Origin of the sequence: Marivivens sp. LCG002 (assembly GCF_030264275.1) — a bacterium.
Lineage (GTDB): Bacteria > Pseudomonadota > Alphaproteobacteria > Rhodobacterales > Rhodobacteraceae > Marivivens.
On sequence record NZ_CP127166.1, the window covers coordinates 82,896 to 109,103 of the forward strand.

Consider the following 26,208-nt stretch of genomic DNA (forward strand, 5'->3'; position numbering starts at 1 on the left):
ATGACGAAGACACTCCGACTAACGTCCGCTCAGGCCATGGTGAAATGGTTGTCCGTTCAGATGAACGAGGACGGCGAGCGTTTTATCGATGGCGTTTGGGGAATTTTCGGGCACGGAAACGTTGCGGGACTTGGCGAGGCGCTTGAAAAGGCGAAGGCAGATCTTCCCACTTGGCGCGGCCAGAACGAACAGACGATGGCGCATACGGCGATTGCCTATGCCAAGACGCTCAAGCGCAAGCGGGCGCAGGCTGTGACCTCGTCCATTGGACCGGGCGCAACGAACATGGTGACGGCGGCGGCGCTCGCCCATGTGAACCGTATCCCCGTGCTCTTCATCCCCGGTGATGTGTTTGCGAACCGTCGCCCCGATCCAGTGCTCCAGCAGATCGAAGCCTTTGAGGACGGCACCGTTTCGGCCAACGATTGTTTCCGCCCCGTTGTGCGGTATTTTGATCGTATCAGCCGCCCCGAGCATATCCTTACCGCTTTGCCGCGAGCTTTGGCGACGATGACCGATCCTGCGACCTGTGGTCCTGTGTGTCTCTCGTTCTGTCAGGATACGCAGGCCGAGGCCTATGATTACCCCGAGGCGTTCTTTGAACCCAAGGTCTGGCGCGTGCGCCGTCCCGAACCTGATGCCCATGAGCTGGGGTCTGTGGCCGAGATGATCAAAGCGGCCAAGTCGCCTGTGATCGTTGCGGGCGGCGGCGTGATCTATTCCGAGGCCGAAGAGGTTTTGGCCGATTTCGCGACCAAGTTCGGCATTCCGATCGTCGAGACCCAAGCGGGCAAATCCGCCATCGCGCAGAGCCATCCGATGAACTATGGCGCATCGGGCGTGGATGGGTCGGAGGCTGCGAATATCGTCTCGAAAGAGGCCGATCTTGTGATCGGTGTCGGCACCCGTTTTCAGGACTTTACCACGGGGTCGTGGTCGCTCTTTGAAAACCCAGATCGCAAACTCGTGTCGATCAACGTCGCGGCCTATGACGCGGTGAAGCACGGGGCTTATCCGATTGTGGCCGATGCCAAGGTTGCGCTTGAAAAGCTCTCGGGTCTTTTGGGCGGATATAAAGCGGGGAATGCGAACCCCGAGGCCCGTGCCAAGTGGCTTGCGACGGTTGATGCGCATTGTGCGGACCGCAAGGGCGGTGAAGGGTATCTTCCCATGGATTGCGAAGTGATCGGCGCCGTGCAGCGCACGTCGTCGGACGCGACCGTTGCGATGTGTGCGGCAGGGACCATGCCCGGTGCGCTCAAGCTTTTGTGGCAGGCGTCGCAGGGCGGCTATCACATGGAATACGGCTTCTCTTGCATGGGCTATGAGGTGGCGGGGGCCATGGGGCTCAAGCTTGCTGCGCCGCACCGCGATGTCGTCTGCTTTGTCGGTGATGGCTCGTATATGATGGCGAACTCCGAGCTTGCCACGGCGGTCATGCGCAAGGTGCCCTTTACCGTCGTTCTGACCGACAACCGCGGCTATGGCTGTATCAACCGTCTCCAGCGGGGCACGGGCGGCGAGCCGTTCAACAATCTTTACAAGGATTGCAACATCGAGCAGGGGCCGCAGATCGACTTTGTCGCTCATGCGGCATCGATGGGGGCGCATGCGGTCAAGGCCAAGGATATTGCCGACCTCGAGGGGCATCTTGCCGCTGCCAAAGGGCGTGATATTCCGACTGTGATCGTGATCGACACCGATCCGATGCATGGTCCGGGTGAAGCCGGTGGCGGAAGCTGGTGGGACGTTGCCGTGCCCGAGGTTTCGACCAGCGACAAAGTCGCCAAGGCCCGCGCAAGCTATGTCGACGGCATGAAGCGCCAGAACCTTGTGAACTAGGGGCGGGGGCGTTCCCCCCGCTTTAACGATTGAACATATGACGGCAGGGGCCGTCTTTTCGGAGTAAGACTTAGATGATCCAGTTCGGCACCAACCCGATTGCTTGGGCAAATGACGATGATCAAACCATTGGTGCGAATATCCCGACGGATCGTATCCTGCATGAAGCGGGTCGTCTGATCGGATTCGACGGCATCGAAAACGGGCACCGCTGGCCCGATGATGGGGCCGAGATCAAGGCGCTTCTTGGCGGTTATGGGCTCAAGTTCATTTCGGGCTGGTATTCGACCGAACTCCTCGTGCGGTCGGTCGAGGACGAGATCGCGCATTGCCAGCACCACCTTGCCAAGCTCAAGGCGAATGACTGCAAGGTCATGATCGTTTGCGAAACGTCGAACGCCATTCACGGTGATGCCGAAAAGCCCGTCAATGAACGCCCGACGCTCTCGGATGCCGAGATGAAGGAATTCTGCGCCAAGATCGAGGCCTTTGCCGCCTATCTTGCGGGTGAGGGGATGACGCTTGTCTATCACCACCACATGGGCACCATCATCGAGAGCCCCGAGGAGATCGACGCTCTGATGGAGAACACAGGCCCGCATCTGCATCTTCTCTTTGATGCGGGGCACTGTGCCTTTGGGGGCGGCGATCCCGTCACAGTTCTGACCAAGCATGTCGGCCGTGTGCGTCACTTCCACGCCAAGAACATCCGCCCCGCGATCACAGCCAAGGTGCGCAGCGAGGGCTGGTCGTTTCTTCAGGGCGTTGTAGGCGGAGCTTTTACCGTTCCCGGTGATCAGGAGGGCGGCGTCGATTTCCAACCGCTGTTGCAGATTCTGGCGGATCATTCCTATGATGGGTGGATCGTCATCGAGGCCGAGCAAAACCCCGATGAACGCAACCCGCTTCTTTACCAGACGCTCGGCCTTCACACGCTCAAGCGGATTGCCAAGGAAACCGGCCTTATCTGATGTTTAAACTGAACGACTCTTTTTATCGCCCGCTCTGGATCCGTGTCACCATTGTGGTTGTCATCCTTTTGTGGACGCTGGTCGAATTGGCCACGGGGTCCATCGGCTGGGCGATGATCTGGGGGGCTTTGTTGGTCTATTCGGGCTATTCGTTCTTTTTCAATTTCAATCCCGAAGACGACGAGAAGGACAAGTAATGGCGGATTTGCTCAAGCGGCCTTTTGGAGCCCACGGCAAGGTGCACGAGATCACGCCCCAGTCGGCGGGTTGGCGTTATGTCGGGTTCTCGCTCTATCGTCTGCGTGCGGGTGAAACCGTGGGCGAGGCGACGGGGGACCGCGAGGTTATCCTTGTGGTGGTCGAGGGCAAAGCGACGTTCCAGGCCGCCGGCGAGAGCTGGGGCGAGCTTGGCGAGCGGATGAGCGTGTTCGAAAAAACGCCGCCGCACAGTCTCTATGTGCCGAACGGCGAGAGCTGGACCGCGACTGCGACGACCGAATGCACGATCGCGGTGTGTTCGGCCCCCGGTATGGGCGGGCACAAGGCGCGGCGCATCGGGCCCGAGGGGATCACGCTCACCGAGCGGGGCAAGGGCGTGAACACCCGCTATATCAACAACATCGCCATGGAGAACGAGGACTATTGCGATAGTCTTCTGGTGACCGAGGTCTTTACCCCTGCGGGCCATTGGTCGTCCTATCCGAGCCATCGCCACGACGAAGATGATTTTCCGCGGATCACCTATCTTGAGGAAACCTATTACCATCGCATCAATCCGTCCGACGGGTTCGGCATCCAGCGCGTCTATACAGATGATCTTCAGCTCAACGAGACGATGGCGGTGCATGACGGCGACGTGGTTCTTGTGCCGCGCGGGCATCATCCCTGTGGCGCGCCGCATGGCTTCGAGATGTATTATCTCAATGTGATGGCGGGGCCGCTTCGCAAATGGCGGTTCGTGCCTGCGCCGAATGTCGAATGGATCATGAAGCGCGACGCATAGGCGAGACGGGCGGCCCTTTGGCCGCCTTTTTCATGCTTTCACGAAATTCAGGATCATCTCGACGACTTGTCCGCGAAGTCGCTCTTGGGAGGTTTCGCTAAAGAGGGCGTCGCCGTAGATCGCTGAAAAGGTGCCTTTGTTAGAGACGTTGAAAAAGCTCAGGGCCGAGATGTGGCGGTGAAGCTCGACCGGATCGAGATCATCGCGGAATTCGCCCGAGGCGACGCCGCGCGTGATGATGTCGGTCAGTTTTGTGATTACAGGTCTGTTCACATCGCGGATGATGTCCGAGGTTTTCAGATAGTTCGCATCATGGATGTTCTCGATCATCACCATGCGGATGAAATCGGGATTGCGTCTTTGGTGGTCATAGGTAAAGGCGACGAGGCGCGCCAAGGCGTCCTTGGGCGCAAGATCGGCCAGATCAAGTGCGCTCTCACCGTCGCGGATGTCGGCATAGACCTTTTCAAGGCAGTGGGCATAAAGCCGTTCTTTGTCCCCGAAATAATAATAGATCATCCGTTTGGATGTCTTGGTTCTTGCGGCGATTTCTTCGACCCGCGTACCCGATAACCCGTTGGCCGCAAATAATGAAATGGCGACACGCAAGATATCACTTTTGACTGCGGCAGGGTCCTGTTTCCAGCCTGACTTGGTTTTTTCACGCATAGGTCCCTGCGTTTTTATCGTCTTTTGAAAAAAGAATTAGCACAATCGGATGCGATAGGATAGTTCTGCCGTAGATGTAAATTAACCAGAACGAACAAAGTGGCGGAGCGGTTGGATGCTTTGCCCAAGGAGTGCTCTGACGATGACCGCGCAAACCGCCCAGCCCGAGGTCCGAACGAAACCCGATTTCCGCGTCGGTCTTATCGGGCAGGGGATTCAGCAAAGCCGAACGCCGCTCATGCATATGAACGAAGGCGCGGCTTTGGGGTTTGTGCTCGATTATCAGCTTCTGGATACCGACAGGATGGACCCTGTTCCGAGCCTTGCCGCGTTGTTGGAACGGGCCGAGGCCGAAGGATATGCAGGGCTGAACATCACTTTTCCATACAAACAGGAAGTGATGCAGCATCTTGATGTCCTTTCGGATGCCGCGCGTCAGGTCGGGGCAGTCAATACGGTTGTGTTCAAGGATGGTAAGCGGTTCGGCCATAACACCGACTTTTGGGGCTTTGCGACGGGGCTCGACTGGGCCCTGCCCGAGGTCAAAAGGGACTGTGTTCTTTTGATGGGCGCGGGCGGTGCAGGCGGCGCGGTTGCCCACGCTCTGGTGAGTGTCGGGGTGACGCATCTCTTGATTGCCGATGTGCGGCCCGAGACGGCGCAGGCGCTGGCCGCCGCTATAGGCGACGCCCACGGCATCACGGCAGAGGCGGTCACGGATATGGCGGTTGCTGCGGTGCGAGCGGACGGGATTGTGAATGCGACACCGATGGGGATGGCCAAGCTCCCCGGTATGGCGATCGCACCAGAGCTGATCGAAGCGCGCCATTGGGTTTCGGATATCGTTTATTTTCCGCTCGAAACCGAGCTGTTGCGGGTGGCGCGTGCCAAGGGCTGCCAGACCGCAAGCGGGCAGGGCATGGCCACCTTCCAAGCGGTGCGGGCGTTCGAGCTTTTCACAGGGCGCAAGCCCGACCCCGAGCGGATGCGCGCCACTTTCGAAAGTTTCGATACGCAGAGCGCCTAGAACGGAGAGACGACGATGAAGACCTCTATCGCGACTGTTTCGATTTCAGGAAACCTTAGGGAAAAGCTTGAAGCGATTGCCGCCGCAGGGTTCGACGGCATCGAGATTTTCGAGCAAGATTTCATTGCCTATGACGGAAGCCCGCGTGACGTCGGCCAGATGATCCGCGATCATGGGCTCGATATTACGCTGTTCCAGCCGTTTCGGGATTTCGAGGGGCTGCCCGAGCCGCTTCGCTCCAAGGCTTTTGACCGTGCAGAACGGAAGTTCGACCTTATGCAGGAGTTGGGCACGGATCTCGTCCTTATTTGTTCGAGCGTGCATCCGCAGTCGCTTGGCGGGATCGACCGCGCGGCGGCGGATTTCCACGCGCTCGGTGAAAGGGCCAAGGCACGGGGGCTTCGGGTCGGATATGAGGCTTTGGCTTGGGGGCGCCACATCAACGATCACCGTGATGCATGGGAAATCGTGCGCCGCGCCGATCACGAGAATGTCGGTCTTATCCTCGACAGTTTCCACACGCTGGGGCGCAAGCTGTCGCCCGAGAGCATCCGCTCGATCCCCGGGGACAAGATATTCTTTGTGCAGCTTGCCGATGCGCCTCTGATCGAGATGGACCTTCTTTATTGGTCGCGGCACTTTCGCAATATGCCCGGTGAGGGCGATCTTGATGTCACCGGATTTATGCGGGCGGTGATGGCGGCGGGCTATAAGGGGCCGATCAGTCTCGAGATTTTCAACGACCAGTTCCGTGGCGCCAATACCAAACAGGTGGCGGAAGACGGGTATCGCTCGCTTGTGGCGTTGATGGACGATGTGCGCCGCGCCGAGCCGACGCTTGCGGTCGACCTCCCTGCGATCCCGAAGCGGGTTGCGGCCAAGGGCGTTTCTTTTGTCGAGTTTGCATCGCGCGGCGAAGAGGCGCGGTCGCTTGAAAAGGTTTTGACCACACTCGGTTTCAGCAAGCGGGCGAACCACCGCAACAAGACCCTTGCGCTTTGGCAGCAGGGGGACATCCGCATCGTGTTGAACGAGGAAACGGAAGGGCACGCGGGCCATGCCTTTAACGCACGCGGCACGACGGTTTGTGACGTGGGTCTGATGGTGGCGTCGGCGGATGATGTGATCGAGCGGGCGGTTGCCACGGGGGCCAAGCCCTTTGTCCAGCCTGTCGGCGCGGGTGAACTTGCGATCCCTGCGATCCGTGGGCTTTCGGGGTCCGTGCTCCATTTCATCGACGAGAGTTCCGCGCTTGCCAATGTCTGGGACGTCGAGTTCGAGCAGGTGGAGACCGAGACCGCACCTTCGGCAGGATTGACGCGGATCGACCATCTTGCCCAGACGATGAGCTATGAAGACATGCTCAGTTGGACGCTGTTCTACTCTGCAATTTTCGACGTGCGCAAATCGCCGATGGTGGATGTAATCGATCCTGACGGGCTTGTCCGTTCGCAGGTGATCGAAAGCCGCGATGGCCTTTTGCGCATCACCCTCAACGGCGCGGATACGCATCGCACGCTTGCGGGTCGGTTCCTGTCCGAGAGTTTCGGGGCCTCGGTCCAGCATATCGCGCTTGCGACCGATGATATTTTCGACACTGCAAAACGGCTTGAGGGGACGGGGTTCGAAGCGCTTCCGATTTCCGCGAATTACTATGACGATCTTGCGGCGCGCTTTGATTTCCCGCCCGGACTGTTGGAGCGGATGAAGGCAGCGAACGTGCTCTATGACCGTGACGAGCCGGGCGAATTCTTTCAGCTCTATTCAAGGACAATGTTCGGCGGGCTGTTCTTTGAGGTGCTGCAACGCCAGTCGGGATATGTCGGATATGGTGGTCCGAATGCGCCGTTCCGTATTGCCGCGCAAAAACGTGTGCTGAGGCCGAAGGGCGTCCCGCTGGACTAGGGTCGAGCGCGGTTTGTTCATATTGCGCACACCGCTGTTCGAAATAAGAACAAATATCATAATGCGCACAAACCTCCTGTGAGAGTGAGAGGGAACGGGCTAAAAGGCCCTGAACTCTTAGAGGAGACAGGTATGGACAAGACCATTCCCACGCTCGCCGAGGCTGTTGCCGACATTCATGACGGAGCGGTTCTCATGGTGGGCGGCTTTGGCGGATCGGGTGCGCCGATCGAGCTTATCCACGCATTGATCGACCGTTTCGTCGCGACGGGAAGCCCCAAGAACCTTACCGTGATCAACAACAATGCGGGCAACGGCCGTATCGGGATCGCCGCAATGATCGATATGGGCATGGTCAAGAAGATGGTCTGTTCGTTTCCGCGCTCTGCCGATCCGAGGGCCTTTACCGAGAAATATCTTGCCGGCGAGATCGAGCTTGAACTGGTGCCGCAGGGCACTTTGGCCGAGCGGATAAGGGCGGCGGGTGCGGGTATCCCCGCCTTTTATACGCCCACGAGCTTTGGCACCGAACTGGCCAAGGGCAAACCCGTCAAGGAATTCGACGGGCGGTCCTATGTCGAGGAGCGCTGGCTCAAGGCCGACTTTGCGATTGTGAAGGGTCAGCTTGGCGATCCCTATGGCAATGTCACCTATCGGATGGCGGGGCGTAACTTTAACCCGCTGATGTGCATGGCGGCGGACAAGAGCATTGTGCAGGTGTCCAAGATCGTGCCTGCGGGCGGGATCGAGCCCGAACAGGTGATCACGCCCGGTATCTTTGTGGACCGCGTCGTCGAGGTCGCGAACCCGAAACAGGAAGAAGACATGAACCTCGCAGGGGAGGTCTATGCATGACCGAAAAACTCAGCAATGCGCAGATCGCTTGGCGTGCGGCACAGGACATCGAAGACGGCGCCTATGTGAACCTCGGGATCGGATTTCCCGAGATGGTCGCCAAGTTCCAGCCAGAAGGCCGCGAGGCGATTTTCCACACGGAAAACGGGGTGTTGGGTTTCGGTGAAGCACCGCCCAAAGGACAAGAGGACTGGGACCTCATCAACGCGGGGAAAAAGGCGATCACGCTCAAGCCGGGGGCTGCGTTTTTCCATCACGCGGATAGTTTTGCGATGGTGCGGGGCGGGCATCTCGATGTTGCCATTCTCGGGGCCTATCAAGTGGCGCAGAACGGGGATCTTGCCAACTGGAGCGTCGGAGCCAAGGGCGTTCCCGCTGTCGGTGGGGCGATGGACCTTGTGCATGGAGCCAAGCGGGTCGCGGTCATCACCGACCACGTGACCAAAGACGGCAAGCCCAAGCTGCTTGAAGCCTGCACGCTTCCGCTGACGGGTGTGGGCTGTGTGACGCGTGTCTATACCTCGCTTTGCGTGGTAGACGTTGAAAACGGTCGATTTGTGCTGCGGGAAAAGCTGCCGTCAATCAGCCTTGAAGACCTTCAGGCCGTGACGGGTGCGACGCTTGTCATCGATGGACCTGTGATTGACCTTGTTGTGCCGGAGCTGGACTGATGCGTGACGTTTATATTTGCGACTATGTGAGAACGCCGATCGGCCGCTTTGGCGGATCGCTTTCCTCGGTGCGGGCCGATGATCTGGGCGCGATCCCGATCAAGGCGCTTATGGAGCGGAACACAGGTGTCGATTGGGCCGCTGTGGACGAGGTGATCTATGGCTGTGCCAACCAAGCGGGCGAAGACAACCGCAACGTCGCGCGGATGTCGTCGCTATTGGCGGGGATGCCTGTCGAGGTGCCGGGCACGACGATGAACCGTCTGTGCGGTTCGGGCATGGATGCGGTGATTGCCGCCGCGCGTGCGATCAAGGCTGGCGAAGCCGAGATCATCGTCGCGGGCGGTGTCGAGAGCATGAGCCGTGCCCCCTTTGTCATGCCCAAGGCCGAAAGCGCCTTTAGCCGTTCGAACGCGGTTTATGACACGACGATCGGCTGGCGGTTCATCAACCCTCTGATGGAAAAGCAATACGGCGTGGATTCGATGCCTGAGACGGCCGAGAACGTGGCCGAAGACTTTAACATCTCGCGCGAGGATCAGGACGCCTTTGCCGTGCGGTCCCAGAACAAAGCCGCCGCCGCTCAGGCGAACGGACGTCTGGCCAAGGAAATCGTTGCGGTCACGATCCCGCAGCGCAAGGGCGATCCGATTGTCGTCGATCAGGACGAGCATCCGCGGGCGACCACTGTTGAAACGCTTGCTAAACTGCGCGCGCCGTTCCGCGCGGGTGGTTCGGTGACGGCGGGTAACGCCTCGGGCGTGAACGATGGTGCGGCGGCGCTCATTGTGGCGAGCGAAGAGGCGGTGAAGAAGTATAACCTGACACCCATCGTCAAGGTTCTGGGCGGTGCGACCGCCGGTGTTGCGCCGCGCATCATGGGCTTTGGTCCTGCGCCCGCAGCTAAGAAGTTGATGGCGCGGCTGGGGCTTGGGCAATCGGACTTTGATGTCATCGAGCTTAATGAGGCTTTTGCATCGCAGGGTCTTGCAACCCTGCGCGATCTCGGGATTGCCGATGACGATGCCCGCGTAAACCCCAACGGCGGGGCGATTGCGCTTGGACACCCTCTTGGAATGTCGGGTGCGCGGATCACGGGGACGGCGGCGCTCGAGCTAAAGCTGGGTGGCGGCAAGCGGGCGCTTTCCATGATGTGTATCGGCGTCGGTCAAGGCATCGCGATTGCCATCGAAGCGGTCTGAACATCGCTCAAATCGGATTTCGGCGGCGTGCGGGGAACTGCGCGCCGTTTTTCGTCGGGATTTCACTATTCGGTTTTATGCCTTCGGGAGTTTGGCTATATAGGCCGCGACTTCGCGGTTCCACGCGGCGTGGGACCGACGCTTTATGGAGAGAGACCAATGGCAAGTGCACTCGACGCCCTTAGAGATATGACTGTTGTCGTCGCCGATACCGGCGATGTTGATGCAATTCGCGAGCTCAAGCCTGTTGATTGCACCACCAACCCGAGCATCATACTCAAGGCGCTCCAGAGCCCTGCTTTTGCCGATATGGTGTCGAGCGAGATCGAAAAGGGAAGCAAAGCGGGCAAGACGCCGCTTGCTATTGCTGACGCTCTGACCGTTGGTGTGGGCACCGAGCTTGCGGCCTTGGTCCCGGGCCGTGTTTCGACCGAGGTCGACGCGAACCTGTCGTTCAACACCGCTGCTTCTGTCGAGAAGGCTCGCGCTTTGATAGCGGCCTATGAGGCAAACGGCGTTGGCAAAGACCGCATTCTGATCAAGCTTGCCTCCACTTGGGAAGGTATCCGTGCCGCCGAGATCCTTGAAGCAGAAGGCATCCAGTGTAACCTCACCCTCCTCTTTGCACAGTGTCAGGCTGTGGCCTGTGCGGATGCCGGCGCGTTCCTGATCTCGCCGTTTGTCGGCCGTATCACCGACTGGTACTCCAAGGCCGAGGGCGGCAAGACCTTTGCTGCCGAAGAAGATCCGGGCGTTCTTTCGGTGCGCAAGATTTACGATTACTACAAGTCGAACGGGATCAAGACCGTTGTGATGGGGGCCTCGTTCCGCAACACGGGTCAGATTAAGGCGCTTGCGGGGTGTGACCGTCTCACGATTGCTCCGCAGCTTCTCAATGAGCTTGCTGCCGACAGCGCCGAGCTTCCGCGCGTTCTGTCCGAGGACAAGGCCTCGGGCGTTGCCAAGGTCGAGATGGACGAAGCCCGCTTCCGCTGGGAACTCAACGCCGACGCAATGGCGACCGAGAAGCTTGCCGAAGGTATCCGCAACTTTGACGCGGATCACCAGAAGCTTCTCAAGATGATTGCCGAACGTATGTAATCCCCCCCGTAACGGGTTTGGAAAGGGTCGCTTCGGCGGCCCTTTTTATTTGCGTTTGCATTTTTGGGAAGGCCTTATTACAAAGCAATGTATGCGCATACATACGTGGTGCGACTGCTTTGGGAACGAGCCATAGAATGACAAAAGCCGCCCGCATTTCCCCGGATCAACTTCGTAGTGCCCGCTGGTTTGCTCCCGATGATCTCCGAAGTTTTGGACATCGTTCACGGATGATGCAGCTTGGCTATTCCGAAGAGGAATACATGGGCCGCCCGATTATCGGGGTGCTCAATACATGGTCCGAGCTGAATGCCTGTCACGGGCATTTCCGCGAGCGTGCCCAAGACGTGAAACGCGGTGTGGCGCAAGCGGGCGGGTTCGCGGTCGAGCTTCCATCCTTGTCGGTGGATGAAACTTTTACCAAGCCGACCTCGATGCTTTATCGCAATATGCTTGCGATGGAGACCGAAGAGATGATCCGTTCGCACCCGCTTGACGGTGTGGTGCTGATGGGCGGCTGTGACAAGACGACCCCTGGTCTGGTGATGGGCGCGCTGACGGCGGGTGTGCCGCTGATTTACCTTCCTGCAGGGCCAATGCTGCGGGGACATTATGCGGGCAAGATCCTCGGCTCTGGGTCGGATGCGTGGAAATACTGGGACGAGAGACGCGCGGGCACTATCACCGACGAGGAATGGCTTGGCGTTCAGGGGGGGATCGCGCGGTCGGCGGGCACCTGTATGACGATGGGCACGGCCTCGACAATGACGGCGATTGCGGATGCTTTGGGGATTACGTTGCCTGGGGCGTCGTCCATCCCTGCGGTGGATAGCGGGCACCAGCGCATGTCTTCGGAATGCGGGCGGCGGATCGTCGAGATGGTCTGGGAGGACCTGACCCCGAACAAGATCGTGACCAAGGCGGCGGTGCGAAATGCGGCAATCGTCGCGATGGCGACGGGTTGTTCGACGAATGCGGTCGTCCATCTTATTGCGATGGCGCGGCGGGCGGGCGTCGATCTTTCGCTTGATGATCTGGACGCCTTAGGGCGCGAGACGCCCTTGATCGCGAATGTGCGGCCGTCCGGCAAAGAGTATCTGATGGAGGATTTCTTTTACGCGGGCGGGCTTCGCGCCTTGATGAAGCAGCTCGAGGATCGGCTTGATACCTCTTGCATGACCGTCACGGGCAAGACGATGGGCGAAAACCTTGAAGGGGCGGTTGTTTATAATGACGATGTGATCCGCCCGCTTTCGAACCCTGTCTACCACGAAGGATCGCTTGCCGTTCTGCGCGGCAATCTGTGCCCCGATGGGGCGGTGATCAAGCCTGCGGCCTGTGATCCCAAATACTACAACCACCAAGGCCCTGCGCTTGTCTTTGACAGCTATCCTGCGATGAAGGAGGCCATCAACGACGAGACGCTGGAGGTCACACCCGACACGGTTCTGGTGCTGCGAAATGCGGGGCCGCAGGGTGGACCCGGAATGCCGGAATGGGGGATGCTGCCGATCCCCAAAGCGCTCCTGAAACAGGGGCACCGCGATATGCTCCGGATTTCGGACGCGCGGATGTCGGGCACCTCCTATGGCGCTTGTGTGCTTCACGTCGCGCCCGAGTCCTTTGTCGGCGGACCGCTGGCGCTTTTGCGAACGGGGGATATCGTCAGGCTCGATCTGGAAAACCGCCGTCTCGATATGCTTGTGGATGAAGAGGAAATCGCGCGCCGCAAAGCCGCTTGGACGCCGCCCGAACCGCTCTTCGAGAGGGGCTATGGCTGGATGTTCTCCAAGCATGTGACCCAAGCCGACAAGGGCTGTGACTTTGACTATCTTGAACGGGACTTCGGCAAAGCCGCAGGCGAGCCCGATATTTTCTGAGGACAAATGATGGCATTCGATCTGGACAAGGCGCTTGCGGGGATTTCGGGCATTCTGGTGACGCCCTATGATGCGGCGGGCGAGATTGCACCGCACAGGCTTGGCCCGATCATCGACCGTGCGCTCGGGGCAGGTGTGCATATGCCTGTCGTCAACGGCAATACGGGCGAGTTCTACGCTCTGACCACCGATGAGGCCTGCACCATGGTTCGCGCGGTTGTCGATATGGTGGGCGGGCGCGCGCCTGTTCTTGCGGGGATCGGGCGCGGGGTGCGCGATGCCTGCCGTTTGGCCGAAGTCTCGGCAGAGGCGGGGGCGAGCGCTCTGATGATCCACCAGCCGCCAGATCCATTTGTCTCTCCTCGCGGGACGTGTGACTACATCAAGGCCGTGAGCGAGGCTTCGGGCGGTCTTCCCATGATGCTTTATCTGCGCAATGACGCGATCGGGACCAAGGCGATTGCCGAACTTTGTGCCATCGAGAATGTGAAAGGTGTGAAATGGGCGACGCCCAATCCTCTTAGACTTGCCGAAGCGATGGCGGCCTGTGATCCGTCGATCACTTGGGTCTGCGGGCTTGCCGAAGTTTGGGCGCCGCCGCTCTATGCCGTGGGCGCGCGGGGGTTCACGTCGGGTTTGATCAACGTATGGCCCGAACGCTCTGTGGCCATTCATGCCGCACTTGGGGCAGGGGACTTCGGGACGGCAAACCGTTTGATCGGCGAGATGCGCGTCTTTGAAGAGGTGCGGGCCGAAGAGATGAACGGCACCAATGTCACGGGCGTCAAAGCGGCTCTGATCGAGCAGGGGATCGATTGCGGTCCGACAAGGCCGCCTTCGGCTTGGCCGCTGCCCGAAGCGCAACTCGGGAAGTTGCGCGGGTTCATGACGGTGAACGGGCTTGTTTGAAGGAGTTTAGAGGCGCTCCATCGCGCCTTTGCCCGCGAAGATTTTGTCGCGGAACTTTTCAATGCGGCTGTAGCGGGTCGCGGGTGACTTGGCCTGATTGAGATTGAAGGCGTAGCTCTTTTGCCGTCCCGGCGTCAGCGCGGCAAAGGCTTCGGCCAGTTCGGGGTCGGCGTCGAGCACTTCGAGAAGCTCGTCGGGCATATCGACCTCGCGCACGACCTTTTCGGGAACGATGCCAGCGTCGGCATAGGACTTCGCCTCTTGGATATAGGCGCGGATGGTCGGTTCGAGCGCTTTGACCCCTGCGTTCTCGGTGAACTTGATCATATCGGGGTGTTGGGTGTTTTCACCCTGTCTGACCATGATACCCTCGGGATCTTTCATCAGCGCGGCCTTGAAAAATGTCAGGCGGAAGTTGTCGAGGAAAGTGCCCATGATCACGAGATTTCGGTCGGCGTGCATATAGCAGGGATGGCCCCATTTCACCGTTTCCACCAATCCTTCGTCGAGGCAGATGCGGCGCAGATCGGCGATCCCCTCGGCCCAGAGTTTGGTGGTGCAGTCGGGGGTGTCGAATTTGGCGCAGCGTCCGCAGCCTTTGGTGAAGAAATCTTCGATGTCGGTGATCATGTCCGCCCCCATTATTTCGCATCAGGCTAGCAAATGAGGCCTAGGCCGCGCCAGTGAATTTCTTCGAAGGGGCGGGAATGAACGTAATTTTCCGTAACTTCGACGTTTTCGCGCTCGGCCTCTTGTCACCGCGCATTTTTGTAAGAAACTGCGCCGCAATATTTCGGGGGAGAGAGATTTCATGAGTATTTACAAGGACCCATCGGCACCGATCGAGGCGCGTATCGAGGACCTTTTGGGTCAAATGACGATTGAGGAAAAGCTCGCGCAGCTTCACGCGATGTGGCTTTTTCTGTCCGAGGATGGCGAACATCGTCCGCGCGAGGACAAGTTCACGGGAGAAGGAAATGCAGCGGGTCTCAAGGAGCAGCTTCGGCTGGGTCTGGGCCAGATCACGCGGCCCTTGGGCACGGCGAGTAGGGACCCTCTTTCGGGGGTGCGGGCGCTCAATGCGCTCCAGAAATTCATGATGGAAGACACCCGGCTCGGGATTCCCGTTCTCTCGCATGAGGAATGTCTCTCGGGTCTTATGGCGCGGGGTGCGACCTTGTTTCCGTCGTCGCTCGGTTATGGGGCGACGTGGAACCCCGATCTTATCGAAAAGGTCGGTGCGGCCATCGGGCGCGAGATGATGAGCGTCGGCGGACGGCAGGGGCTTGCCCCCGTGCTTGACGTTGCGCGGGATGCGCGTTGGGGGCGGACCGAGGAGACCTTTGGCGAGGACCCCTATATCGCGGGGATTATGGCGACCAGATATGTGCAGGGGCTTCAGGGTCAGGACCGCCAGATCCTAGCCACGCTCAAGCATTACGTGGGCCATTCCTATAGCGAAGGGGCGCGGAACCATGCGCCTGTGCATCTGGGATGGCGCGAGCTGAATGATGATTTTATGCTCCCCTTTGAGATGGCGGTTAAGCTGGGGAATGCGGCTTCGGTCATGCCTGCCTATCATGACATCGACAACGAGCCTGTTCATGCCTCGCGGCATCTTTTGACCAAGGTGCTGCGCGAAGAGTGGGGTTTTGATGGGATCATCGTCGCCGATTATATCGGTGTCACGCTGCTCTATGCGCACCACGGGGTCGCGAGCGATGCGGCAGAGGCGGCGGCGCTTTCGTTCGGGGCGGGGCTTGATGTCGAGCTTCCGGGGGATGATTGCGCCCCCTCGCTCAAGGCTGCGCTCGAGCGCGGGTTGATCGACATGGCGACGATCGACGAGGCAGTGCGGCGCGGATTGCGCGAGAAATTCCGCCTTGGGCTTTTCGAGCGGCCCTATACCGACGAGGGCGGCATTGCGCTTCGCACGAAAGAGGCGGTGGAGCTTGCGCTCGAAGTCGCCGAGCAATCCGTCACCATCCTTGATAACAACGGTATCCTACCGCTCTCCAAGGACAAGCGCGTTGCGGTGATCGGGGCCACGGCGGATGATCCGCTTGCGCTCTTGGGGGATTATGCCTTCCCTGTGCATGTGATCAACAACGATCAGGTCGAAGATTCCTCGTCGGTTGTGACGCTGCTTGACGGGTTCAAAGAGGCTCTTGGCGCGGATCGCGTGAGGTTTGCCAAAGGGTGCTATATCCTTGAGACCCGCAGTTCCGGTGCACCCGTTTTCCCCGGAGATGTGGAGGACAACACAACACTCAAGCTTGAATCGCCCCTCTCCAAGCGGCTTGATCTGATCCCCGAAGCTGTCGCGGCGGCAAAGGCGGCGGATGTTGCAATCGTTTGTGTCGGGGACCTTTCGGGGATTTTCCAGACGGGCACAGTCGGCGAGGGTTCGGATGCGGAAACGCTCGAGCTTCCAGGTGTGCAGCAGAAATTGCTCGACGCGATTGTGGATACGGGCACGCCTGTGATCGTCGTGCTCACCAACGGGCGTCCCTATAACCTTGGTGGTCGGGAAAAAGATCTCGCTGCGCAGGTCATGGCCTATTTCCCCGGTGAACAGGGCGGGCGTGCGGTGGCGCGGGTGATGACGGGAGCGGTCGAGCCTTCGGGTCGTTCGACGCTCTCGATCCCGAGAAGTGCGGGGGCGGTGCCCTATTTCTACAACCACAAATTCAAGTCCCCCGGCACGCCCGTCGCGCGTCATTTCGGGTCGGATTATGCCTTTGGACATGGGCTGAGCTATACCGCCTTCGAGTTCAGTGATCTTCGGTTTGGCTCGGATGTTCTCGATATCGAGAGCGGCACCGTTTCGGCGCGGTTCACGGTCAAGAACATCGGCGGACGCAAGGGGATCGCCGTTCCACAGCTCTATGTGAGGGACAAGCTTGCTTCGCTCGTGCGGCCGATCAAAGAGCTCAAGGGGTTTGCACGGGTCGCGCTTGAAGCGGGTGCTTCTGCCGAGGTCACGATCGAAGTGCCTGTCGATATGCTCAACTTCACAGGCTATGAAGGCAAGCGAATCGTTGAACCCGGCGAGTTCGAGATCATGATCGGCCATTCAAGCGCGGATATTGCGCTTAAGGGAACGGTGACCGTGACGGGCAAACTGCGCACTTTGGGGCACCACTGGCGGATGGTCAGCGAGGCCAAGATACAGAAGCTCTAACGAAATCGGGCGCCCATTTGGGCGCCCGTTCTTCCATCAGGAATGTTTGCGGACTTTTTGGGTCTGTTCGCCAAGACCGTCGATGCCGAGGCGCATGGTCTCGCCGCCTTTGAGATACATCGGGGGCTTTTTCCCCATGCCGACGCCCGGAGGTGTGCCTGTGGAGATCACATCGCCCGGCTGGAGGCTCATGAACTGGCTGAGGTAGGACACGAGGAAAGGCACGCGGTAGACCATGGTTGCGGTCGAGCCGTCCTGCATCATCTCGCCGTCGATTTCGAGCCAGAGGCGGAGGTTGTCGAAATCGGCGACTTCGTCCTTTGTCACGAGATAGGGGCCTGTCGGGCCGAAGGTATCGCAGCCCTTGCCCTTGTCCCATGTGCCTGAACGCTCGATCTGGTATTCGCGCTCGGAAACGTCGTTCACAACGCAGAAGCCCGCGACGTGGTCCATGGCGTCCGCTTCGTCGATATAGCTGCCGCCCTTGCCGATGATCACGCCCAGTTCGACTTCCCAGTCTGTTTTGACCGAGCCGCGCGGAATGATCACATCGTCGTTGGGGCCTACAACTGCAGAGGTCCATTTGTTGAAGACGACAGGTTCGGGCGGCACGTCGAGGCCGGATTCGGCTGCGTGGTCGGCATAGTTGAGGCCGATGCAGATGAATTTGCCGATGTTGCCGACGCAAGCCCCGATGCGGGTGGAGGCATCGACAACGGGGAGCCTGGCAAGGTCGATGGATTGAAGACGCGCAATCCCTTCGGGGGTCAGCGCATCGCCTGCGATATCCGAGACATGTGCGCTCAGATCACGAATGTTGCCTTCGGTATCGAGGCAACCCGGTTTTTCCTGACCCTTGGGGCCGAAACGGAGAAGTTTCATGTGTGGTCCTTCAAAAAAGGCGGGGACCGCAAGAAGCGGCCCCCAGACCTTGGGAGAAAACTTGGGTTAGATGGTCACGCCGCCATCCACGAGAAGCGCTTGGCCAGAGACGAAGCGGCTTTCGTCGCTCAGAAGATAGACGATCATCGGGGTCATATCGTCGACGGTCGCAAGGCGGCCCATCGGTTGGCGGGCGATAAAGTCCTTTTCCGCCTGAACAGGGTCTGCAGCGGCGGCAATGCGGCCACGCAGCGACGGGGTGTCGACGGTGCCGGGATTGAGCGAGTTGCAGCGGATGCCTTTGGAGACGAAATCCGAAGCGATGCTTTTGGTAAGGCCGTTTACCGCGGCCTTGGTCGTGCCGTAGGCCGAGCGGAAGGGGAAACCTTTGATGTTCGAGCACATGGAGGCCATGTTGAGGATCGAGGCGGACCCCGTCGCTTCGGCGCGGCGGAGCATCCCAGGCAGGAACGCGCGGCACATCCGCACCATCGACGTGACGTTGAGCGTCATGCTGAACTCGAAGTCTTCGTCGCTCAGATCGAGGATGGTGCCGTGGTGCACAAAGCCCGCGCAATTGAAGAGCCCGTCAAGATCGGGAAGCTTTGCCGCAAGATCAAGGATCGCCTGAGGGTTGGTCACGTCGAGTACATGGGTCGTGATCGCGGGGTTCTCGGCGCCGAGGCTTGCGATTGTTTCTGCGTTGATATCCGCCGCGTGGACGATCGCGCCCTCGTTTGCACAGGCGATAGCGGCAGCGCGGCCGATGCCCTGACCTGCGGCGGTGATGAGAATGGTTTTGCCTTCGAGCCGCATGTGCGTCCCCTTTGTTCTTTGGATTACATCACGGCGCCGATTTGCCACGGCACGAATTCCGCACCGCCGAAACCGAGTTCTTCGCTCTTGGTTTGCTCGCCCGAGGCGACGCGGATCAGCAGCTCGAAAAGCTCTTTGCCCTTTTCCTCGATGCTCACGCCTTCGGTGACGATGTCGCCGCAGTTGAGGTCCATGTCTTCGGACATGCGTTCATACATTTCCGAGTTGGTGGCGAGCTTGATGCAGGGGGTCGGTTTGTAGCCCGAAACCGAGCCGCGACCCGTGGTGAAGATGATGAGGTTGGAGCCCGAAGCGATCTGGCCTGTCACAGAGGCGGGGTCGAAACCGGGGCTGTCCATGAAAACGAAGCCCTTTTTGTCGACGATCTCGCCAAAGAGGTAAACGTCGCGCATGGGGGCTGTGCCGCCCTTGGCAACCGCGCCGAGCGACTTTTCAAGGATCGTCGTCAGGCCGCCGCGCTTGTTGCCCGGAGAGGGGTTGTTGTCCATCTCGCCGCCGTTGCGGGCGGTGTAATCCTCCCACCATTCGATGCGGTCGATAAGCTTGCGACCGACTTCTTCGGTTTCGGCGCGGCGGGTGAGGAGATGTTCGGCGCCGTAGACTTCAGAGGTTTCCGACAGGATGGTTGTTCCGCCGTGGCGGACAAGAAGATCAGAGGCATAGCCCAGAGCGGGGTTCGCGGTGATGCCCGAATAGCCGTCCGAGCCGCCGCATTGCATGCCGATGGTGATCTCGGAAATGGGGCAGGGTTCGCGGACCGATTTGTTGGCGATCTCGAGGATGCCGCGAAGCTCTTGGAGGCCCAGTTCGATGGTTTTGCGGGTGCCGCCCGTGTTCTGGATGGTGAAGTAACGCACAGCGCCGTCTTTGCGGATCGGGCGGTTGCCGACAAGATCGGCGACCTGCATCACCTCGCAGCCCAGACCGACAAGGAGAATGCCCGCAAAGTTCGGATGCTGCGCATAGCCTTTGAGGGTGCGATAAAGCGTGGCATAGCCTTCGTCTTTGCCTGACATGCCGCAGCCTGTGCCGTGCACGATGGGCACAACCCCGTCGACATTCGGAAATTCGTCAAGCATGCCCGATTTCTCGGCGGCTTCGGCGATAAAGCGCGCGACGGAGCCCGAACAGTTCACCGATGTCACGATGCCCACATAGTTGCGGGTGCCGACGCGGCCATCGGCGCGCTTGAAGCCCATGAAGGTGCGGCCTTCGTCGATGGGCGGAAGCGGCGTGCTGGCGCTTGCGAAACCGTAATCCTGTTTATAGTCGCCCATGCCCAGATTGTGGACGTGGACATGTTCCCCGACCGCGATGTCGGCCTTGGCTTCGCCGATGATCTGGCCATAGCGATAGACATGCGCGCCCTTGGCCACCGCGCGAGTGGCGATCTTGTGGCCGCGGCTCACGCTTTGGGTCAATGTCACGGCGCCGTTTTCGATGAGGGTGCCTGCCTCAAGGTCGCGCAGTGCAATCACCACGTTGTCATCGGCATGCAAACGGATGGTCGAAGAAGTGGAAGCCATTTGGGAACTCTCGAAATTCTGGCAATCGCGCCTTTGTCGGTTCTAGCTTGTGGCGCGGCGATGTGTCAACTAACATGTTAGTATGTTTAGGTGGAAACCCTATGACCGAAGAGCTTGAAAAACTGCCCCTTGGGGACATCGAAACCCTGACAGGTTCGCTTGCGCATCGGGTCTATGTGGTGCTGCGCGAGGCGATCCTGCACATGAGGTGCCCGCCCGGGACGGTGCTTCGCAAGGGCCAGATCTGCGACCAACTCGGGGTGTCCCGTTCGCCCGTTGCCGAAGCGATTGCCAAGCTGTCTGCCGAAGGTCTTGTGGATGTGGTTCCGCAGTCTGCGACGCGGGTCTCGCGCTTTTCCATGTCGGTGATCCGCGAGGCCACTTTTTTGCGCGAGGCGCTCGAACTTGCCGCTGTCGAGCGGGTTGCACAGACGATCACCGAAGAGCAGCTTGTTGCGTTGACGCGTAACCTCAAGCTTCAACGGCTGCTGGTCGAAGATGGCGACCACGCCGGTTTTTTCGAGGCGGACGAAGATTTCCACAATATGATCATGGCCTTTACAGGTTATCAGGGTGTGACGCGCACTTTGGCAGGTGTTTCGCTTCAACTGTCGCGGGCCAGAATTCTGCTTCTGCCCTCGTCGGATCGGGCGCAGGAATCGCTTAGGGAACATGAAGAGGTGCTCGAGGCGCTGCGCAGGCGCGACGCCGAAACCGCGCGCAGCGCGATGCGTTTTCATCTTGGTCAGTTGATCAGCCGAATTGAACCGCTGGAGCAGGTTCATAGCGACTTCTTTGTGGCGCAATAAGGGGCTTTCAAGGATGAAAGTGACGGATCGTTCTTTGCTCAACAATCGGACCACCCGGCCTGTTTCCCTCACACGGATGGGATACGGCGGCGCCGCTTTGGGGAACCTCTATCGCAAGATCGAGGAGCATAACGCGCAGGCCTCGCTTGATGCGGCCTATGCGGCGGGTATCCGGTTTTTCGACACTGCGCCCCAATACGGGCTCGGCCGCTCGGAAGAGCGGATCGGCGCGGCAATCGGGCGGTTCGGACGCGAGAGCCTCCAACTTTCGACCAAGGTGGGGCGTCTCCTGTTCGATTGCGAACCGCAGGACGTCACACCCGAGGCCTTTGTCGATGTGCCGCAAAAGCGGATCGTTTTCGACTATACATATGACGGGGTGATGCGCAGTTACGAGGCGAGCCGTCAGCGCTTGGGCGTTGCGAATGCTGACATCCTCTTGGTGCATGACGTTTGCGCATTTTCGCAAGGCTCGCAAGAAAAGAGCGACGAAAAGGTGCGCGAGCTCTTTGATGGCGGCGGGTATCGCGCGCTGACCGAGCTTCGCGATGCGGGCGAGATTGCCGCCATCGGGGCGGGGGTCAACGAGTGGCAAGTCTGCGAGAGACTGCTTGCTCTTGGGGATTTCGACGGGTTCCTTCTTGCCGGTCGCTATACGCTTCTTGAGCAAGAGGCGCTCGAAAGCTTTCTGCCGCTTTGCGAGAAGCGCGATGTGGGGATCATCCTCGGCGGTCCTTATAATTCGGGTATTCTGGCCACGGGACCGAAAGAGGGGGCGATGTATAACTATGCCCCTGCAAGCGCGCCTGTGCTTGAAAAGGTGCGCAAGATCGAGGCGGTTTGCCGTTCGCATGACGTGCCGCTGATCGCTGCGGCTTTGCAATTCGTGTTCGGCCATCCGAATGTGAAAACGGTGATCCCCGGAATGGTGAGCCCCGCCGAAGTCGAGGCTAATGTGAGGGTGCTTGAAACGCCGATCCCCACGGGATTATGGTCTGATTTGAAAGGTGAAGGGCTGATACGGCCCGATGCACCACTTCCCCAAGAGGTATGATATGCTCCGCAATATTCCCAATATCCTTTCGCCTGATCTGCTCTACACGCTCGCCGCTATGGGGCATGGGGACGAGCTTGTCATTGCGGACGCCAATTTCCCCGGTGAAAGCAGCGGTCCCGAATGCATCCGGCTTGACGGTATCTCTGCAACTGCGGTTCTCGAGGCGGTTCTTGCGCTTATGCCCCTTGATACCTTTGTCGAGGACCCCGCGCTTGTCATGCAGGTGGTCGGCGATCCCGAGGCGGTGCCCGAGATTGTAGGCAACTTTCAGGAGATCATCGACAAAACGGCAGACAATCCCGCCAAGATCGGGAGCCTCGAGCGTTTTGCATTCTACGAGCGTGCAAGTTCCGCCTTTGCGATAGTGCAGACGGGCGAGACGCGTCTTTATGGCAATATCATCATCAAAAAGGGCGTGATCGGATCATGAAAATAGATGCACACCATCATCTTTGGGACCCGTCCCGTGGCGATTACGGGTGGCTGACGCCAGAGCTTGGTGTGCTCTATCAAACCTTTGGGCCAGAAGATGTGAAGCCTTTGCTCAAGGCGGCGGGCGTCGATGGAACCGTGCTCGTCCAAGCGGCACCAACGGTGGCTGAGACGGATTATATGCTCGCCATTGCGCGGGAAAACGATTTCATAAAAGGCGTTGTGGGGTGGGTGGACTTTGAAGCACCCGATGCGCCCGAGGTGATCGCCCGGCTTGCGCAGGAGCCGCTGCTCAAGGGGCTGCGCCCGATGATCCAGGACATCGCCGATCCCGATTGGATGCTAAAGGGGGAGCTTGCTCCTGCGTTCGAGGCGTTGATCGAAACGGGGCTGCGCTTCGATGCGCTGACCTTTCCCGTCCATCTGGGCAACCTGCGGGAGTTGATCCGACGTTATCCCGATCTTGCCGTGGTCATAGATCACGGCTCCAAACCCTATATCAAACGGCGTGAGATCGCTGGATGGGAGGCAGATATGCGGATGCTCGCCCGCGAAACGGACGCCCTGTGCAAGGTGTCGGGCTTGGTAACGGAGGCCGCCGAAGATTGGACGCCCTCGGACCTTCGGCCCTATGTCGATGTGCTTCTTGATGCTTTCGGACCTGATCGGCTCATGTGGGGGAGCGATTGGCCAGTGAGCCTTTTGGCTTCGGATTACGCGGAGTGGGAGGCGGTTGCGCAGTCGCTTCTCGATGTCTCGGACGAAGACCGCGCCAAGATTTTCGGTCTCAACGCGGTCAGGTTTTACGGCCTAGAGTAGGCCCCTCGCGGCAAGATTGCGCATCAGGCTGGTTGCGCCGAAGGTCCATGGCGCGCATTCGGTCGAAAGCCGCACGGTGTTGCGGAGCATGCCGAGCCGCGGCTCGGAGATTTCTACGATATCGCCAAGCTTGTGCGTGAAACCTTCGCCCTTGGCGCCGCGGTCTTGGGTCGGCGCAAAAAGCGTTCCAAGGAATAGGAAAAACCCGTCGGGATACTGGTGATGGGTGCCGGCAGCCTGTGCGACGAGGCTTTCGGGATCACGGCTGATCTGGTTCATGCTGCTTGCGCCGTTGAGGAGGAAGCCGTCTTCGCCTTTGACAGTGAGTGTCAATTCAGCATTCCGGACATCATCCAGAGAGTAGGTTTCGTCAAAAAGTCGCACCATCGGTCCGATCGCGCAGGAGGCATTGTTGTCCTTGGCTTTGCCGAGAAGGAGGGCCGAGCGGCCTTCGACGTCGCGTAGGTTGACGTCATTGCCCAATGTCGCGCCCTTGATCTCGCCGCGCGAATTGACGGCGAGCACGATTTCAGGCTCGGGATTGTTCCAGCGGCTGATCGGGTGAAGCCCCACCTCTGCACCGAAGCCGACTGCGGCCATCGGTTGGCATTTGGTGAAAATCTCGGCGTCGGGACCGATGCCCACTTCGAGATATTGGGACCAGAGGCCCTCTTTGATCAGAAGGGCTTTGACCTCGGCTGCTTTTTCCGACCCCGGAACGATGCCGCGCAGGTTGTCGCCGATCACATTGCCGACGCGTGCGCGAATGCCGGCCGCGCGGTCAGGATCGCCTGCGGCCTGTTCCTCGATGACGCGCTCGACCATTGAGGCGGCAAAGGTCACGCCGCTCGCTTTGATCGCCTGAAAATCGGAAGGGGCGAGAAGGGCGAGGCCGTCTTTGCCTGAGGCGACATCCTCGAATGTGCCGATTGTTTCGCCCGTTGCAGATTTGGCATAGGCAGCGGCATCCTCGCGTTCGAGCAAATCGCGCATGGTCGGAACCTCGCGCGAGGTGATGTCGACAAGTGCTCCGTCGCGCAGGACCACCAAAGACGGGCCGATACCGGGGCGTTCAACCCGACCTACAAAAAGACCATCACTGGGAAGTTGCGTCATGATATTACCTTTGGCTCAGGGCAAAAGTTTGCCCGGGTTGAGAATGTCGTGGGGATCAAGGGCGGTTTTGATCGCGCGCATGACCGAGAGCGCAGCATCGCCGTGCATTGCCCGCATATGCGAGATTTTACCCATGCCGATCCCGTGCTCGCCCGAAATGGTGCCACCAAGTTCGATGGCAAGGTCAGCGAGCATGGTGGTGAAGTCTTTGGCGGTCTTGATTTCGGTTGGGTCGTCGGGGTTGATCAAAAGACCACAGTGGAAATTACCGTCCCCGACGTGACCGACGATGGCACAAACGAGGCCGCGCTTGACGGATTCGATCTTCGCGGTTTCGACCGCTTGGGCAAGTGCAGAGATCGGAACGCAGACATCGGTGGAAATGCTTTTCGCACCCGGACGGAGGGACCGAAGGGCGAAATGGGCACCGTGCCGCATTTTCCACAAAGCGCTCCGCTCTTCTGCCAATGTCGACCATTTGAAGTCCGAACCGCCGTTGTCTGCTGCGATCTCGCCAAAGGTTTCGGCGGTTTCCTCAACAGAGGTGGGCGATCCGTGGAATTCGACAAAGAGATGGGGCTCCTCGGGGAGGCCCGCATTCGAATGAAGGTTGAACCCGCGCACCATCATATCGTCGACAAGCTCGATCCGCGCCATGGGAAGTCCCATCTGGATCGTCGTGATCACGGTCTCGACTGCCGCATTGATCGACGGAAAACGGCAAACGGCTGCGGACTGCGCTTCGGGCTGGCCGAAAAGTTTGAGCGTCAGCTCGGTGATGATGCCGAGCGTGCCTTCGGAGCCGACATAAAGATGGGTGAGATCGTAGCCCGCCGAAGATTTGCGCGCGCGCGTTCCTGTGCGAAGGATCGTGCCGTCAGGCTGCACCACTTCGAGCCCGAGGACCATATCCCGCATGGTGCCATAGCGCACCGCCGTGGTGCCCGAGGCCCGCGTTGCCGCCATCCCCCCCAAGGTCGCGTTTGCGCCCGGATCGACAGGAAACATGAGGCCGCTATCTCGCAAATGTGCATTGAGAGCTTCGCGGGTCACGCCAGGCTGGACGACGACATCAAGGTCTTCGGCATGCACTTTGATGATTTTGTCCATGCCGCTCAGATCGAGCGCGATACCGCCTTTTTTGGCAAGATGATGCCCTTCGAGAGACGACCGCGCGCCTTGGGCGACGACGGGGATCATATGCGCGTGGCAATAGGCGAGCAGCTCGCTGACCTCTTGGGTGGAGCGGGGGCGCACAACCGCATCGGGGAGCATTTCGGGAAACCACGCTTCGTTTTCGGCATGTTGTCGACGCACGGCATCAGAGGTGAGCAACCGATCGCCGAGCAGTGTCTTTAGGTCGTCGAGCATTGAATCCCCCAAATGGTATACCATTTCGATGCCACTCAAGCAGGAATGCGTAAGGCTCGTCAACCGCGAAACAATGGCTTTTTTGCACGGCGCCGCCGCTTTGCTTGATCCGTTGTGCGGCTAAGTCTTTCTTTCGGCTT

At 59.4% G+C, this 26,208-nt stretch carries 24 protein-coding genes; 17 read left to right on the forward strand and 7 right to left on the reverse strand.

Translation table 11 applies throughout. The features are described 5' to 3' along the window. From iolD to iolB, 4 genes are all read left to right on the forward strand, one after another. Complete coding sequence (gene iolD, locus QQG91_RS14900) at positions 1-1,842, forward strand: 3D-(3,5/4)-trihydroxycyclohexane-1,2-dione acylhydrolase (decyclizing) (RefSeq protein WP_285772535.1); 1,842 nt, start codon at positions 1-3, stop codon at positions 1,840-1,842. Positions 1,843-1,916: 74 nt separating this feature from the next. Next, positions 1,917-2,813 (forward strand): myo-inosose-2 dehydratase, encoded by an 897-nt coding sequence (gene iolE, locus QQG91_RS14905; protein ID WP_285772536.1) that lies wholly within the window; start codon positions 1,917-1,919, stop codon positions 2,811-2,813. Beyond that, a complete protein-coding gene (locus tag QQG91_RS14910; RefSeq protein WP_285772537.1) occupies positions 2,813-3,010 on the forward strand; it encodes a DUF3329 domain-containing protein in 198 nt (65 codons plus the stop codon). The genes iolE and QQG91_RS14910 overlap by 1 nt, the downstream gene beginning before the upstream one ends. Next, positions 3,010-3,816: a 5-deoxy-glucuronate isomerase gene (gene iolB, locus QQG91_RS14915; RefSeq protein WP_285772538.1), complete on the forward strand. Its 807-nt coding sequence runs from the start codon at positions 3,010-3,012 to the stop codon at positions 3,814-3,816. The genes QQG91_RS14910 and iolB overlap by 1 nt, the downstream gene beginning before the upstream one ends. Positions 3,817-3,846: 30 nt before the next feature. Here the strand turns inward: iolB and QQG91_RS14920 are convergent, their stop codons facing one another. Continuing rightward, a complete protein-coding gene (locus QQG91_RS14920) occupies positions 3,847-4,485 on the reverse strand; it encodes a TetR/AcrR family transcriptional regulator (protein WP_285772539.1) in 639 nt (212 codons plus the stop codon). A gap of 142 nt (positions 4,486-4,627) precedes the next feature. Here QQG91_RS14920 and QQG91_RS14925 point away from each other — a divergent pair, with 142 nt between their 5' ends. The 8 genes from QQG91_RS14925 (at position 4,628) to QQG91_RS14960 (ending at position 14,035) form a co-directional block, all read left to right on the forward strand. Then, on the forward strand, positions 4,628-5,512 hold the full coding sequence (locus QQG91_RS14925) for a shikimate dehydrogenase (RefSeq protein ID WP_285772540.1): 885 nt from the start codon (positions 4,628-4,630) through the stop codon (positions 5,510-5,512). A gap of 15 nt (positions 5,513-5,527) precedes the next feature. Then, positions 5,528-7,417 (forward strand): bifunctional sugar phosphate isomerase/epimerase/4-hydroxyphenylpyruvate dioxygenase family protein, encoded by a 1,890-nt coding sequence (locus QQG91_RS14930; RefSeq protein WP_285772541.1) that lies wholly within the window; start codon positions 5,528-5,530, stop codon positions 7,415-7,417. Between the two features lie 132 nt (positions 7,418-7,549). Next, positions 7,550-8,272, forward strand: coding sequence for a 3-oxoacid CoA-transferase subunit A (locus QQG91_RS14935; RefSeq protein WP_285772542.1), 723 nt, complete (start codon positions 7,550-7,552; stop codon positions 8,270-8,272). Next, positions 8,269-8,943 (forward strand): CoA transferase subunit B, encoded by a 675-nt coding sequence (locus QQG91_RS14940; protein WP_285772543.1) that lies wholly within the window; start codon positions 8,269-8,271, stop codon positions 8,941-8,943. Before QQG91_RS14935 ends, QQG91_RS14940 begins: the two co-directional genes overlap by 4 nt. Then, a complete protein-coding gene (gene pcaF, locus QQG91_RS14945; RefSeq protein ID WP_285772544.1) occupies positions 8,943-10,145 on the forward strand; it encodes a 3-oxoadipyl-CoA thiolase in 1,203 nt (400 codons plus the stop codon). Before QQG91_RS14940 ends, pcaF begins: the two co-directional genes overlap by 1 nt. A 159-nt stretch (positions 10,146-10,304) precedes the next feature. Then, a complete protein-coding gene (gene tal, locus QQG91_RS14950; protein WP_285772545.1) occupies positions 10,305-11,246 on the forward strand; it encodes a transaldolase in 942 nt (313 codons plus the stop codon). Between the two features lie 137 nt (positions 11,247-11,383). Continuing rightward, positions 11,384-13,126: an L-arabinonate dehydratase gene (gene araD, locus QQG91_RS14955; RefSeq protein ID WP_285772546.1), complete on the forward strand. Its 1,743-nt coding sequence runs from the start codon at positions 11,384-11,386 to the stop codon at positions 13,124-13,126. A gap of 9 nt (positions 13,127-13,135) precedes the next feature. Then, complete coding sequence (locus QQG91_RS14960; RefSeq protein WP_285772547.1) at positions 13,136-14,035, forward strand: dihydrodipicolinate synthase family protein; 900 nt, start codon at positions 13,136-13,138, stop codon at positions 14,033-14,035. Between the two features lie 6 nt (positions 14,036-14,041). Here QQG91_RS14960 and QQG91_RS14965 read toward each other — a convergent pair whose 3' ends face one another. Beyond that, positions 14,042-14,665, reverse strand: coding sequence for a YdeI/OmpD-associated family protein (locus QQG91_RS14965; protein WP_285772548.1), 624 nt, complete (start codon positions 14,663-14,665; stop codon positions 14,042-14,044). A 181-nt stretch (positions 14,666-14,846) separates the two neighbouring features. Here QQG91_RS14965 and QQG91_RS14970 point away from each other — a divergent pair, with 181 nt between their 5' ends. Next, positions 14,847-17,219 (forward strand): glycoside hydrolase family 3 N-terminal domain-containing protein, encoded by a 2,373-nt coding sequence (locus QQG91_RS14970; protein ID WP_285772549.1) that lies wholly within the window; start codon positions 14,847-14,849, stop codon positions 17,217-17,219. 36 nt (positions 17,220-17,255) lie between these two features. Here QQG91_RS14970 and QQG91_RS14975 read toward each other — a convergent pair whose 3' ends face one another. From QQG91_RS14975 to QQG91_RS14985, 3 genes are all read right to left on the reverse strand, one after another. Next, positions 17,256-18,101 carry a fumarylacetoacetate hydrolase family protein gene (locus QQG91_RS14975; RefSeq protein ID WP_285772550.1) on the reverse strand — a complete coding sequence of 282 codons (846 nt, stop codon included), beginning with the start codon at positions 18,099-18,101 and terminating at the stop codon, positions 17,256-17,258. A gap of 66 nt (positions 18,102-18,167) precedes the next feature. Continuing rightward, positions 18,168-18,917: an SDR family oxidoreductase gene (locus tag QQG91_RS14980; protein WP_285772551.1), complete on the reverse strand. Its 750-nt coding sequence runs from the start codon at positions 18,915-18,917 to the stop codon at positions 18,168-18,170. Positions 18,918-18,940: 23 nt separating this feature from the next. Further along, positions 18,941-20,464 carry a UxaA family hydrolase gene (locus QQG91_RS14985; RefSeq protein WP_285772552.1) on the reverse strand — a complete coding sequence of 508 codons (1,524 nt, stop codon included), beginning with the start codon at positions 20,462-20,464 and terminating at the stop codon, positions 18,941-18,943. Between the two features lie 101 nt (positions 20,465-20,565). Here QQG91_RS14985 and QQG91_RS14990 point away from each other — a divergent pair, with 101 nt between their 5' ends. Genes QQG91_RS14990 through QQG91_RS15005 form a run of 4 tightly spaced genes read left to right on the forward strand, consistent with a single transcriptional unit; the run spans position 20,566 to position 23,581 of the window. Then, positions 20,566-21,273, forward strand: coding sequence for a GntR family transcriptional regulator (locus QQG91_RS14990; RefSeq protein ID WP_285772553.1), 708 nt, complete (start codon positions 20,566-20,568; stop codon positions 21,271-21,273). Between the two features lie 13 nt (positions 21,274-21,286). Next, entirely contained in the window at positions 21,287-22,327 is a 1,041-nt protein-coding gene (locus QQG91_RS14995; protein ID WP_502881607.1) for an aldo/keto reductase, read from the forward strand. Position 22,328: 1 nt separating this feature from the next. Next, positions 22,329-22,760, forward strand: a complete 432-nt coding sequence (locus QQG91_RS15000; RefSeq protein ID WP_285772554.1) for an RbsD/FucU family protein — start codon at positions 22,329-22,331, stop codon at positions 22,758-22,760. Continuing rightward, positions 22,757-23,581, forward strand: a complete 825-nt coding sequence (locus QQG91_RS15005; protein ID WP_285772555.1) for an amidohydrolase family protein — start codon at positions 22,757-22,759, stop codon at positions 23,579-23,581. Before QQG91_RS15000 ends, QQG91_RS15005 begins: the two co-directional genes overlap by 4 nt. Here the strand turns inward: QQG91_RS15005 and QQG91_RS15010 are convergent. Beyond that, entirely contained in the window at positions 23,573-24,697 is a 1,125-nt protein-coding gene (locus QQG91_RS15010; RefSeq protein WP_285772556.1) for a fumarylacetoacetate hydrolase family protein, read from the reverse strand. The two genes, QQG91_RS15005 and QQG91_RS15010, sit on opposite strands and share 9 nt — an antisense overlap. 15 nt (positions 24,698-24,712) lie before the next feature. Then, complete coding sequence (locus QQG91_RS15015) at positions 24,713-26,068, reverse strand: FAD-binding oxidoreductase (protein WP_285772557.1); 1,356 nt, start codon at positions 26,066-26,068, stop codon at positions 24,713-24,715. Positions 26,069-26,208: the final 140 nt, after the last annotated feature.